Below are 12,360 nucleotides of genomic sequence, written 5' to 3'. Positions count from 1 at the left end.
GTCTTTCACCCAAGCGGTTGTGCGGTTTCAACAATCCGCGCGAAAAACGACGCACCGATGGGGGCGACCTCGTCGTTGAAGTTGTATTTCGGGTGGTGCAGCCCCGCGCCCTCACCCTGCCCCATAAACAGATACGCCCCGGGTCGAGCCTGCAGCATGTACGAGAAATCCTCGGCCCCCATATCGCGGCCCATATCGTCGACCACACGCTCCGGCCCCGAGACCTCTCGTGCCACCTCTGCAGCGAATGCGGCCTTGTCCGCGTCATTGATCGTGGCCGGATAACCGACCTGATAATCCAGCCGGGCCTCAACCCCGTAAGAGGCCGCCTGCCCCGCCACGATCTGCTCCATCCGCTCGATCACCATCTTCTGCACCGAAGGATCAAAGGTGCGCACGGTGCCGTTCAGAAAAGCGGTATCGGGGATCACGTTGTTCACCGTCCCGGCGTGGATCTGCGTGACCGAGACCACCAGATCCTCAACCGCATAATGGTTGCGGCTGACAATCGTCTGGATCGCCTGCGCAATGCCGCAGGCCGCCATCACCGGGTCTTTGGTCTGATGCGGCATGGCCCCGTGTCCACCAACCCCCTGAATATGAATCTCGAACGTATCCACCGCCGCCATGATCGGCCCCGGGGTGGTGTAAAACGCGCCCTCTGGATTCCCCGGATCGTTGTGGATGCCGTAGACTTCAGAGATATCGAACCGCTCCATGATCCCTTCTTCGACCATCACGCCTGCGCCGCCGCCTTCTTCCTCGGCAGGCTGAAAGATCAGCGCCACGCGGCCCGCGAAATTCCGCGTCTCGGCCAGATAGCGCGCTGCCCCCAGCAGCATCGTCGTGTGTCCGTCATGCCCGCAGGCGTGCATCTTGCCCGGGTTGGTTGAGGCATAAGGCACCCCCGTCTCCTCGGTGATCGGCAGCGCATCCATATCGGCGCGCAGGCCAATCGTAGGCCCGTCCGCCTGCCCGTTGATGATCGCAACCATGCCGGTCTTGGCGATACCCTCGTGCAGTTCATCCACTCCGAACTCACGCAGACGCTCTGCCACAAAAGCGGCGGTCTCATAGCATTCGAACTCCAACTCGGGGATCGTATGCAGGTGCTGGCGCCATGCGGCCATATCGGCGGCGTAATCGGCAATTCGGTTGACGACGGGCATCTGGGGTGGACTCCTGATCGGGACTGCGGGATGGATGGCATCTGACACCGGAACGAAAGGGTTCGCAATGGCCGAAAATCCTCTGATCCACGATACGGACGCAGGCATTGAACGCCTGCTGGAAATCATGCGCCGCCTGCGTGACCCGCAAACCGGCTGCCCATGGGACATCGAACAGGATTTTGCTACCATCGCCCCCTACACGATCGAAGAAGCCTATGAGGTCGCAGACGCCATCGAACGCGAGGCCTATGACGAGTTGAAAGGCGAACTCGGCGACCTGCTGTTCCAATCGGTCTTCCACGCGCAAATGGCTGAAGAAGCTGGGCATTTCACTTTTCAGGACGTGGTCCGCACCATGTCCGACAAGATGGTTGCCCGCCACCCGCATGTGTTCGGCGACGAGTCCCGCGACAAGTCCGCCGACCAGCAAACCCGCGATTGGGAAACCATCAAAGCGGCTGAGCGCGCAGGCAAAGAACAGAAAGGTGCGCTGGACGGCGTGGCCGCCAACCTGCCCGCCCTGCTGCGCGCCCACAAGCTGCAGAAACGCGCCGCACGCGTGGGGTTCGACTGGCCCGACGCCAGCCATGTGCTGGCCAAGATCACCGAAGAAGCCGCCGAGTTGGAAGAAGCCCGCAATGCCAAGGATGCCGACGCGCTTGAGGACGAATTCGGGGACCTCCTGTTCGTCATGGTCAACCTCGGCCGCCATCTGGGCATCGAACCCGAGGCTGCCCTGCGGCGCACCAACGCCAAGTTCACCCGCCGTTTTGAGAAGGTCGAAGCCCGGCTGGCAGAACGCGGCAAAACCCCCAACCAAAGCGATCTGGCCGAGATGGACGCGCTGTGGGATGAGGTGAAGCTTGAGGAACACCGCGCTAACGGCAAACTCCCGCCGGTGGATATCGTTGCGGACAACTAAAACGGGTAGACAAGCGTCGCCACACTTGCGAGTGTCCGACCTTCACCACCCCCGGAGACGACCATGCCCCCCCGCAAGATCATCATCGACACCGACCCCGGTCAGGACGACGCCGTCGCCATTCTGCTGGCGCTTGCCAGCCCTGAAGAGATCGAAGTTCTGGGCATCACCGCCGTCGCCGGAAACGTGCCACTGGAACTGACCGCCAAAAATGCCAGGACTGTCTGCGAATTGGCCGGCCGCACCGAGATCCCCGTTTATGCCGGATGTGACCGCCCACTGAACCGCCCCCTTGTCACGGCCGAGCATGTGCATGGCAAAACCGGGCTGGACGGCCCCGACCTGCCGGACCCTCAGATGCAACTGACCACAGGTCACGCGGTTGATTTCATCATCGACACCCTGCGCGCGCATGCGCCCGGGACCGTGACCCTCTGCCCGCTGGGGCCGCTGACCAACATTGCCACCGCCTTCCAAAAGGCCCCCGACATTGTAGACCGGGTGCAGGAGATCGTCCTGATGGGCGGCGCCTATTTCGAAGTTGGCAACATCACACCCACGGCGGAGTTCAACATCCACGTCGACCCCGAAGCCGCTGATATCGTATTTAAATCCGGCAGGCCTGTCGTCGTCATGTCGCTGGATGTCACCCATAAAGCGCTGGTGACCAAACCCCGCAACGACGCCTTCCGCGCGCTTGGCAACCGGGTCGGTATCGCCGTGGCTCAGATGACTGATTTCTTCGAACGGTTCGACAAGAACAAATACGGCTCGGAAGGCGCACCGCTGCACGATCCCTGCGTCACCGCCTATCTGATCAGGCCAGACCTGTTCTCGGGCCGCTTCGTGAATGTCGAGATCGAGACCCAGTCCGAGCTGACCATGGGGATGACCGTCGCCGATTGGTGGGGCGTCACCGATCGCGCACCCAACGCGACCTTCATGGGGGATCTGGACGCCGACGGCTTCTTTGCCCTTCTCACCGAACGGCTGGCACTGCTATGAGCGCCGCCCTTCGCCTTGCCCGCCCCGAAGACCTGGACCGTCTGATGATGCTGGTCGCTGCATTTCATTCGGAAGAAGGGATTACGCAGGATGATGATGTGCGTCGTAACGCTCTGGCCCCCTTGCTGGAGGGGATACCGCATGGTTGCATCTACCTGATCGGCCCCGGACGTGCGCCGTTGGGTTACATCATCCTGACCTTCGGCTGGTCCGTCGAATTCGGCGGCATGGATGCCTTTGTTGACGAGATCTATATCCGCCCTGCCGTACGCGGCCGTGGCATCGCAACCGAGGTTCTGCACGATCTACCCAAAGCCCTGGCCGGAGCCGGGCTGACGGCGCTGCATCTGGAAGTAGATCGTAACAATGAGGCCGCGCAAAAACTCTATCTGCGTTCAGGGTTCAGGCTGCGCGACCAATACGCATTGATGAGCAAAAGGCTCTAGCGTGATTCTCCGCGGAAAATCAGGCCCGGATTATACATCTCTTTGACAGGGTCATTCTGAGATACTTCCATGCCCGTTACCGGATAGGTGCCAGGCTCGGAGCATGCGGCCAGAAGACCGGCAGAAAGCATTGAAATTACGAGTACAAATCTGGAAACAGACATAACGTTCTCCTCTCTGCTATGGGATCAGAGTAAGAGGAAACCGGCGTTGCCTGTAGGAACAAGTTCACACAAAATTCAACTTTTGTTAACTTTTTTCGGCTTTTTGGGCCGAACTTGGGGCTGCGCGCCCGTCAGGTGCAGTTCTTTCGCATTGTCTGCTCCATGGTTTTGAACTGCCGCGGCACGCGCTTTGGCTGTGGCAGGGCCTTTAACTGATCGGTGACATTTTCACCTGTGAACCAGGACCGGAACAACAGGGTCTTGATGTCATCATCCAGAACCGTATCAGCCACGTTATATGTACACAGGCACTCTTCCATCGTGATGTCGCCGCTGGGATCGGTTTCGACCATTTTCTGGCATACAGCTTCGGGGGGCTGCTCGGCCAAGGCAATCTGCGGCAGAAACAAAAGGGCTGTGCAGCCAAGTACGTATTTGACGGCGATCATAAGTATCCCCTTGTCAGTTAATATAAAAACCCGTGAACATCTTTGGTCAGCCTACTTAACAACCTGGAGAATGTTCAACTGCCTCAGCACGCAAAACCCTGCTACACGGGATCGAGTATCAGTAAACCCACTTCCCCTTGCCGCGACCCGCGCGTGGTCCATCGCCGCTGGATAAGCACCTCCTCGCGTCACAGTGCTTTGACACTTTGTGTTGAGAGCTTGCTGCAGGTAGATGCTGGAATACGCCCAATCTGTGTGCCTGTCTGTCCAGCACGACATGGTTTCCTCCGCAACGTTACCGGACATGTGCCGAAGCCCCCACGCATTCGCTGCATCAAGCTCATCCACGGGAACCGGTTTCCCACGCGACGCTAACTCGGGGCGTTTTTCTCCCAGCATTTTTTCAGTCGCGCGTCCGAGGAAATTCACTTGGTCGGTTGTGACTTCCTCCCCTTGCGCAAAGGGCGTTTGGGTGCCAGCGCGCGCGGCATACTCCCACTCAGCTTCGGTTGGCAGACGATAAACATCCGCACCAACTTTTGTGTTGAGCCATTTCGTGTAAGAAACGGCATCAAGGTATGACACAGTGATGACCGGGTGTTTTCCGGTGATCTTGGCACGGGGCGCGTTTCTTCGAAGCACATAGTCTTGCGGCACATATCCACCGCACCCGCCATCTGCCACGCACGTCATCCATTCATCGTAGGTAATTTCGTTGCGGCCCATGGCGATCGGCACGTCGATTGTGACTTTGTGTAACGGTCCTTCTTGATAGGCAATGTAAGGATCATCTGGCGTGACAAGGCGAATGTTTCCGACTTCCAAGTGGACATTCAGCTTCGACTCACCGGGAGGACCGCCCATGATGAAATCGCCCAGAGGCAAAACGATCATCTCGGGGCAGACGTCGCATTCCTGAAACATCTCAAGCGGCGAAACCGTCGAGCCATCGGTCAGCTTGTACTCAGCCCAAGCAGGCAGCGACAGCATGTTCAGGAGGCAGGCCATCAGGAGTTGTTTGTTAAGCAAGATGCGTATTCTCCAATCTACCCGCACAACTTATGCCAGCATTGTCGTGGAAGAAAACATGTAGGGCCCCGATGCAACAAAAAACCGGCCCCTGTGGCAGGGACCGGTCAAAGTCTTTGTCTGGACTGGTTTAGCGCTTCAGGATCGACGCCCCGGCATATTCTGCGACCTCACCCAGAGATTCCTCGATGCGGATCAGCTGGTTGTATTTGGCCAACCGGTCCGATCGCGCAAGCGAGCCGGTTTTGATCTGTCCGCAATTGGTTGCCACGGCCAGATCGGCAATCGTGGCGTCCTCGGTCTCGCCCGAGCGGTGGGACATGACGTTGGTATAGCCTGCGCGATGGGCCATATCGACGGCGCGCAGGGTTTCGGTCAGCGAGCCGATCTGGTTGACCTTGACCAGCATCGAGTTGGCGCAACCACGGTCGATCCCTTCAGCCAGCCGTTCGGGGTTGGTCACGAACAGGTCGTCACCGACCAGTTGCACTTCGTTACCAATGGCGTCGGTCAGGGCTTTCCAACCGTCCCAGTCATCCTCGGACATGCCGTCTTCGATGGAAATGATCGGATAGTCATTGACCAGCGCCGCCAGATAGGCCGCGTTTTCCTCGGAGGTCAGGGTTTTGCCCTCGCCCGACAGAACGTATTTGCCGTCCTTGTAATATTCGGTCGCCGCGCAATCCAATGCCAGATGGATTTCTTCGCCAGGGCGATAGCCCGCCTTTTCGATGGATTTCAGAATGAAATCCAATGCCTCGCGGGTCGAGGCGATGTTCGGGGCAAAGCCACCCTCATCGCCCACACCGGTGGCCAGACCAGCGGCAGACAGCTCTTTCTTCAGCGTATGGAACACCTCGGACCCCATGCGCACCGCATCGCGGATATTGCTGGCCGAGACCGGCATGATCATGAATTCCTGAATGTCGATCGGGTTGTCCGCGTGCTCGCCGCCGTTGATGATGTTCATCATCGGAACCGGCAGGATGCGGGCCGAGGTGCCGCCGACATAGCGATACAAAGGCTGCGTGGTGAAATCCGCCGCTGCCTTCGCGGTCGCCAGTGAGACACCCAGAATGGCGTTCGCGCCCAGACGGCCTTTGTTTTCGGTCCCGTCCAGTTCGATCATGGCCTGATCGATGGCGACCTGTTCAGTCGCGTCAAAGCCCACCAGTTCCTCGGCAATCTCGCCGTTCACGGCAGCAACAGCCTCAAGTACGCCCTTGCCCATGTAGCGCGCTTTGTCACCGTCGCGCTTTTCCACCGCCTCATAGGCGCCGGTTGATGCGCCCGAGGGTACCGCCGCGCGGCCCATGGTGCCGTCTTCCAAAATCACGTCAACCTCGACCGTCGGATTGCCCCGGCTGTCCAGAATTTCGCGTGCGTGGATGTCGATGATCGTGCTCATGAGGCCGTCCCTGTGGCTGCATTCGGTTGCACGCGTCATAGCAGCCCATCACAAAAAGTAAACCATGGATGTTATCGCTAACGGAGCCTCATGGCACTGTTTGCGCCAAACTGCGACGATCCGTCAGATACAAACAGAACAAAGCCCCAGACGCGAACCTGTCCTGTCCCAGGCGGTCAGTCTTTATCCAGCGGAACGCCGTATAATTCAAGGCGATGCCCTTTGAGCTTGTAGCCCAGCTTGGCGGCAATCTTCTCCTGCAGGGCTTCGATTTCGGGATCCACAAACTCGATCACCTCGCCAGACTGCACGTCGATCAGGTGATCATGATGATCACGCTCGGCATCTTCATACCGCGAACGGCCGTCGCCAAATTCCAGGCGCTCTAGAATCCCGGCCTCTTCGAACAGTTTCACCGTGCGATAGACTGTCGCGATAGAGATGCCCGAATCTACTTTCGAAGCCCGCGCATACAGCTCCTCTACGTCCGGGTGATCCGCGCTTTGCTGCAGAACTTGCGCAATGGTCCTGCGCTGGCCTGTCATACGCAGGCCTTTTGCTTCGCAGCGAGAGATGATCGTATCGGACATGGTGACCCTCGGGGCTTATTCGGTTCTCTGTCTTAATATGTCTGCGCGGCGCGCGCTACCGGGGAAACGCCTCATGGGCTACACGCCGCAGGTCGGCCCAAATGGGCAGATGGTCTGATGCGATATGCGCCGGTCGCGCGTCATGCACACCGTGCACAACCGCCTCCAGCCCGGCGCCCAGCGCGATCCGATCCAGCGCGCCCAGCGGCTGAGCAGCCGGGAAACTGGGAACGGGCGGCAGAAAGCGCATGTCAGGCGCCAGATGATCCAGAACGGGTTGGCGCGACCATTCGTTGAAATCCCCGGCCCAGACCGTGGGCATCTGGTCAAGGTCCGCGTCGCAACGCCGGATATGCGTGATCTGCTGGCGGCGGGACGCTGGCAACAAGCCCAGATGCATCCCCATGACCCGCAGCGGTCCGATGGGCGTGTCAAATTCTACCCGAACAGCACCGCGCGGTTCCAGACCCGGAAGTTCGTGATGCCCTTTGCGCCGTTCCCGGATCGCATCGCCGCGCCAGATTACGGCATTGCCATGCCAACCCAGACTGCCCGCGCCGCCCAGATCAACCACCTGCCATCCGGCTTCGTCCAGCATGAAATGCGGCAGCGCGGCAGGGCGCGGCGGCAGGCGCTTGTCGGCCTCTTGCAGCACCACGATATCGGCCTGCATACCGTCGATCACCTGCATGATCCTCTGGGGCTGGCGTCGAAAGTCCAGCCCGACGCATTTCTGGATGTTGTAACTGGCAATGCGCAGGGTTGGATGAGTTTGCATGAGACCCCGATCAGACGACTGTCCACAAAGTGCCATTCTGAACGCCGGGCGCAACCCTTTCATCTCGATGATGTGACAGAAGCGGACTCACCCCCGCGCGCCGCCTGAAAACTGATCAATACTTGGCCGAGATGGTTGATCCCGGACACCGAGTGGCTTTATCCCGATGAGAAAGCCACCAACGGACCAACGCGCGAGGTTCAGCCGTGATTTCGAACGAAGTACAGCCAGGCACCCATATGCGCGCCGGTGTTGTTCTGGTGATCGGTGGCATGATGTGGGGTCTGTACTGGATTCCGGTGCGCTTCCTGCTGGATCTCGGGCTGACCGGACCTTGGCCGGGCATCGCGATGTACAGCGTCGCAACACTTGCGCTGACGCCTCTGATCTGGCGAAAACGTCAGATGCTGGCCGCGCAATGGCGCAATCTGATACTGAGCGGGATGTTCACCGGGGCGGCGTTCAGCCTTTATTCGATCAGTCTGGTTTATACCGACGTTGTCCGTTCGATCCTTCTTTTCTACCTGACACCGATCTGGGGCACGCTGCTGGGCGTCCTGTTTTTGGGCGAACGTCTCAGCAGGCAACGTCTTGCGGGCCTGATTTCCGGTCTGGCAGGATTATTTGTCGTCCTCGGCGAAACCGGGCTGGTGCCATGGCCGCAGAATATCGGCGATTGGCTGGCACTTGCCTCGGGCTTCTGCTGGGCGATTGGCACTTTGGGCCTTTATAAAACCAGCAGCGTTTCCGTGTCCGGCCAAGTCTTTGCCTTCGTCGCAGGCGCATTGATCCTGTCGCTGTTCAGCCTTGTCTTTCTGCGCGGCGAGGTGTTGCCATCCATCGCGCTCGACGATCAGGCCCGGGTTCTGACATTTGTTCTGCTCTCGGCGCTTTACACATTGCCGATGGTCTACATGACCATCTGGCCCGCAACGCAGCTATCACCGGGACGGGTCGGTATCTTACTGATGAGCGAGGTCGTCGTTGGCCTCGCCTCAGCCGCGGCCTTGTCAGGAGAACCCTTCGGGCTGCGCGAACTTATCGGCGCGACCCTGATCGTCAGCGCGGCGGTGCTGGAGATCGTGCGAAAATAGTCGGAATCGGCACGCGTCGAGTACACGAACCGGATCGCACCAAGCGCGCTATGTACCACAAAATGTCGCGTGAACCACTTCGGTCTCTGCTGGAGGTCGCGCATATTCTGCAGCATCCGGCTGATCTGCGTACGGCTCTGCCAGAACCTCACTCAACCGAACAAAGGGTCCATAATCGCCCTGTACCGCCGCCTGTATCATCTGCTCGATCCGGTGGTTACGCGGGATAAAAGCCGGGTTGACCACAGCAAGATCGGCTGCTGCCCCCTCGCGCCGCCTGCGCGCCACCCATCCTTCGGCCCATTGATCATAGGCGGTGGGGTCCACAAACTGATCCCGCGCCGCATCAGAACCCAGTGTACGGAAAGTATTGGTGAAATCCGCCTGATTCTGCGCCATCCGGACCAGAAGTTCCGAGATCATCTCGGCATCCCCCGCTTCCGCTGTCGCCAGCCCGATCTTGGCCCGGAAACGCTCAAGCCAGCACTGCTGCAACAGATCAGGCATGGCGTGCACGATCTCGGTCGCTTCCTCTACCGCAGCGTCCTTGTCATCCATCTGCTGGATCAGCGCCGTCGCCAGCTGGGCCGCATTCCACACCGCGATGTCGGGCTGATTGGAATAAGCATACCGCCCGGTCCGGTCGATGGAACTGAAAACGGTATTCGGATGATAGCCGTCCATGAAAGCACAGGGCCCATAATCAATGGTCTCGCCCGCGATCGAGCAATTGTCGGTGTTCATGACGCCGTGGATAAAGCCCACACTCATCCACGCAGCAACCAGCTGGGATTGCGCCCCGACCACCGCCCGCAACAGGCCCATCGGGCCGTCAGCATCCGGGTAATGGCGTTGAACGGTATAATCTGTCAGACGGCGCAAACTGTCCAACTGCCCGCGGGCAGCAAACACCTGGAACGTGCCAACCCGCAGATGGCTCCGGGCCACACGGGTCAGAACGGCACCGGGCATCGGCCCCTCGCGCAGTACGACCTCGCCAGTCTCAACCGCCGCCAGCGCGCGGGTGGTGGGAATGCCAAGCGCGTGCATCGCTTCGGATACGACATATTCGCGCAATACAGGCCCCAACCATGCACGCCCGTCGCCCTGTCGCGAAAATGGCGTCGGCCCCGACCCTTTCAATTGTATATCGCGGCGCAACCCGTCAGTGCCCACGGTCTCGCCCAGCAGAACCGCGCGCCCATCCCCAAGCTGCGGATTGTAAGATCCGAATTGATGGCCGGAATAAAGCTGTGCAAGGGGCTCGGCCCCGGCGGGCAACGCGTTGCCGGAAAACGCCTCGGCCATATCCTCAATATCGCCCGGAGAGACGCGTAAAATTCGCGCAAGCTCCGAATTGAACGCAATCAGCCGGGGGGCCCGCACCGGCACTGGCGCCTGTCGGGCATAAAAACTGTTGGGCAGCCGGGCATAGCTGTTATCGAATGGGATCGTCAGGGTCATGCGGGTTACTTATTCCTGTTCGACGCAAATACCATAGCCCAAAACGCGCTCCCGTGCATAATCGCCGAAACACAGGAAAGCCTCATGACCGCACAAGAGATCATCACACATCTGAACCTGCAGCCCCACCCCGAGGGCGGATGGTTCCGCGAAACCTGGCGCGCCGACAATGAAGGTCGCGCCACGGGCACCTGTATCTATTTCCTGCTGACGGAAGGTCAAAGCAGCCATTGGCACCGGGTGGATGCCACGGAAATCTGGCTGTTCCATGCCGGTGCCCCTCTGGTCCTGTCGCTCAGCCCCGATGAAACCGGCCCCGCCAAAGATCACGTGCTGACCCCGGACCTCAAGCACGGCGCCCCGCAACTGATCGTTCCCAAAGACCACTGGCAGGCAGCCCGGTCCACCGGCACCTATACACTGGTCAGTTGCGCAGTCTCCCCAGGGTTCGAATTCGACGGCTTCGATCTGGCCGAACCGGGCTTTGACATCCCCCGCGACCAATAGGCAAACGCCGCCCCCGGCCCCAAAGTCACAACTTCATCTTTTGGAAAATACTCCGGGGGAGTCGCGGTTTGCCGCGACGGGGGCAGCGCCCCCTTAAACCTGCGCCATCGCACTCTGTGTTGGCGTTGACACGATGCCCCCCCCGACCAGAGCCTTGACCCCGGTTGTCCCGGGACAGGAGGTCGGCATTCCCCGCGCGACGCGAACCGCGAGATAGGCAAAAGCCTGCGCTTCCAACATGTCGCCATTCAAACCCACTGCCTCAACCGGCTGGACCGGACATTCCAAAGACACCCTTAACATTTCCATCAAGACCGGGTTGTGACGCCCTCCACCGGTGACCAGAACGCAGATCGGGGGTTTGGGGCAATGTTCCATCCCCTGCAGCACCCCGGCGGCACACATCCCTGTCAGGGTTGCGACGGCATCTGCATCTCCGAGCTCTTTCACAAGCCCGATCATCTCCGAGAAATCATTTCTGTCCAGCGACTTCGGCGGCATGCGTGCAAAGAATGGCTCGGCCAGAAACAGCTCCAGCGCGCCGGTCTCGACACTACCCTCGCGCGCCAGCGCACCGTCCCGGTCCATCGGCAGCCCCAAACGGGCCTGAACCAGATCATCAATCGGCGCGTTGGCCGGGCCGGTGTCAAAGGCCAGTACGGCCCCGTCCGCCTCTGGCCCTTCAAACGAGGGGTCCACATAGGTCAGGTTTCCCACTCCACCCAGATTGAGAAAACACAACGGTTCTTTGGCGCCGAACCATTTGGCGCAGGCGAAGTGGAAAAACGGGGCCAGCGGGGCACCCTCTCCGCCAAGCGCCACATCATCGCTGCGGAAATCCCAGACCACCGGAAGCCCCAGGGCCTGCGACAGGCCGACTCCATCCCCAACCTGCAACGTCCCTTTCCCGTGCGGATCATGGGCCAGCGTCTGCCCATGAAAGCCGATCAGATCTACATCTTCAAACTCTGACAACACATCCGCATGGGCATGAGTTACAAGCTCCGCCGCTTCATCCACCGGACCGCCGTGCCACAGACCCAAGGCTTGGCGCAGCGCGGTTTTTTCTGCGTCCGAGTAAGGCCTGTACTGAGTATCACCAAACCCAAAAATGGACCGGCCATCGGTTTCCACCACTGCCGCATCCACCCCGTCCAGCGACGTGCCCGACATGGTTCCCAAAGCTCTGAGTACTTCGCTGTCTCTGATGGTCCGTCTCAAGCCTGTCTCTCCCGTTTAGCACGTCCGATGTGGATGTGACCTGCGCTGGCTGCACAACCATACAGTGAAACACGTTCAAACTGACCCGAGAACCCGAGACTGCGCAAGGCC

The 12,360-nt window shown here is 59.7% G+C and carries 13 protein-coding genes; 5 read left to right on the top strand and 8 right to left on the bottom strand.

Features of this window, described 5'->3' with window-relative positions:
* Positions 1 to 5: 5 nt before the first annotated feature.
* Positions 6 to 1,169, bottom strand: coding sequence for a M20 aminoacylase family protein (locus ACR0K4_RS01915; protein ID WP_480852598.1), 1,164 nt, complete (start codon positions 1,167 to 1,169; stop codon positions 6 to 8).
* Positions 1,170 to 1,236: 67 nt separating this feature from the next.
* Between ACR0K4_RS01915 and mazG the strand changes: the two genes are divergently transcribed.
* The 3 genes from mazG to ACR0K4_RS01900 all read left to right on the top strand — a co-directional run bounded on the left by mazG (position 1,237) and on the right by ACR0K4_RS01900 (position 3,545).
* Positions 1,237 to 2,094 (top strand): nucleoside triphosphate pyrophosphohydrolase, encoded by an 858-nt coding sequence (gene mazG / locus ACR0K4_RS01910; RefSeq protein ID WP_480515246.1) that lies wholly within the window; start codon positions 1,237 to 1,239, stop codon positions 2,092 to 2,094.
* A gap of 63 nt (positions 2,095 to 2,157) precedes the next feature.
* A complete protein-coding gene (locus ACR0K4_RS01905) occupies positions 2,158 to 3,099 on the top strand; it encodes a nucleoside hydrolase (protein ID WP_480515248.1) in 942 nt (313 codons plus the stop codon).
* The gene (locus ACR0K4_RS01900; protein ID WP_480852597.1) at positions 3,096 to 3,545 is read left to right on the top strand and encodes a GNAT family N-acetyltransferase; all 450 of its coding nucleotides are present in this window, start codon (positions 3,096 to 3,098) and stop codon (positions 3,543 to 3,545) included. The genes ACR0K4_RS01905 and ACR0K4_RS01900 overlap by 4 nt, the downstream gene beginning before the upstream one ends.
* Before the next feature lie 295 nt (positions 3,546 to 3,840).
* Here the strand turns inward: ACR0K4_RS01900 and ACR0K4_RS01895 are convergent, their stop codons facing one another.
* The 5 genes from ACR0K4_RS01895 to ACR0K4_RS01875 form a co-directional block, all read right to left on the bottom strand.
* Positions 3,841 to 4,158, bottom strand: a complete 318-nt coding sequence (locus ACR0K4_RS01895) for a hypothetical protein (protein ID WP_480852596.1) — start codon at positions 4,156 to 4,158, stop codon at positions 3,841 to 3,843.
* A 51-nt stretch (positions 4,159 to 4,209) separates the two neighbouring features.
* Positions 4,210 to 5,187 carry a formylglycine-generating enzyme family protein gene (locus tag ACR0K4_RS01890; RefSeq protein ID WP_480852595.1) on the bottom strand — a complete coding sequence of 326 codons (978 nt, stop codon included), beginning with the start codon at positions 5,185 to 5,187 and terminating at the stop codon, positions 4,210 to 4,212.
* 130 nt (positions 5,188 to 5,317) lie between these two features.
* Positions 5,318 to 6,595: a phosphopyruvate hydratase gene (gene eno, locus ACR0K4_RS01885; protein ID WP_480852594.1), complete on the bottom strand. Its 1,278-nt coding sequence runs from the start codon at positions 6,593 to 6,595 to the stop codon at positions 5,318 to 5,320.
* A gap of 176 nt (positions 6,596 to 6,771) precedes the next feature.
* Complete coding sequence (locus ACR0K4_RS01880; RefSeq protein ID WP_480515257.1) at positions 6,772 to 7,185, bottom strand: Fur family transcriptional regulator; 414 nt, start codon at positions 7,183 to 7,185, stop codon at positions 6,772 to 6,774.
* Between the two features lie 55 nt (positions 7,186 to 7,240).
* Positions 7,241 to 7,963, bottom strand: coding sequence for an endonuclease/exonuclease/phosphatase family protein (locus ACR0K4_RS01875; RefSeq protein WP_480515259.1), 723 nt, complete (start codon positions 7,961 to 7,963; stop codon positions 7,241 to 7,243).
* Positions 7,964 to 8,169: 206 nt separating this feature from the next.
* On the opposite strand from ACR0K4_RS01875, the gene ACR0K4_RS01870 reads away from it, so the two are divergent.
* The gene (locus ACR0K4_RS01870) at positions 8,170 to 9,057 is read left to right on the top strand and encodes a DMT family transporter (RefSeq protein ID WP_480852593.1); all 888 of its coding nucleotides are present in this window, start codon (positions 8,170 to 8,172) and stop codon (positions 9,055 to 9,057) included.
* Positions 9,058 to 9,105: 48 nt separating this feature from the next.
* Here the strand turns inward: ACR0K4_RS01870 and ACR0K4_RS01865 are convergent, their stop codons facing one another.
* Positions 9,106 to 10,521, bottom strand: a complete 1,416-nt coding sequence (locus ACR0K4_RS01865) for a protein adenylyltransferase SelO (RefSeq protein WP_480852592.1) — start codon at positions 10,519 to 10,521, stop codon at positions 9,106 to 9,108.
* An 84-nt stretch (positions 10,522 to 10,605) separates the two neighbouring features.
* On the opposite strand from ACR0K4_RS01865, the gene ACR0K4_RS01860 reads away from it, so the two are divergent.
* Positions 10,606 to 11,028 carry a cupin domain-containing protein gene (locus tag ACR0K4_RS01860; RefSeq protein ID WP_480852591.1) on the top strand — a complete coding sequence of 141 codons (423 nt, stop codon included), beginning with the start codon at positions 10,606 to 10,608 and terminating at the stop codon, positions 11,026 to 11,028.
* Positions 11,029 to 11,121: 93 nt separating this feature from the next.
* Here ACR0K4_RS01860 and ACR0K4_RS01855 read toward each other — a convergent pair whose 3' ends face one another.
* Positions 11,122 to 12,201: an anhydro-N-acetylmuramic acid kinase gene (locus tag ACR0K4_RS01855; protein WP_480515888.1), complete on the bottom strand. Its 1,080-nt coding sequence runs from the start codon at positions 12,199 to 12,201 to the stop codon at positions 11,122 to 11,124.
* Between the last annotated feature and the right edge of the window lie 159 nt (positions 12,202 to 12,360).

The sequence above is a fragment of the Ruegeria sp. K11 genome, from assembly GCF_056531905.1.
The sequence above is the reverse complement of the archived record's forward strand: the minus strand, read 5'-3'. Positions and strand labels throughout refer to the sequence as shown.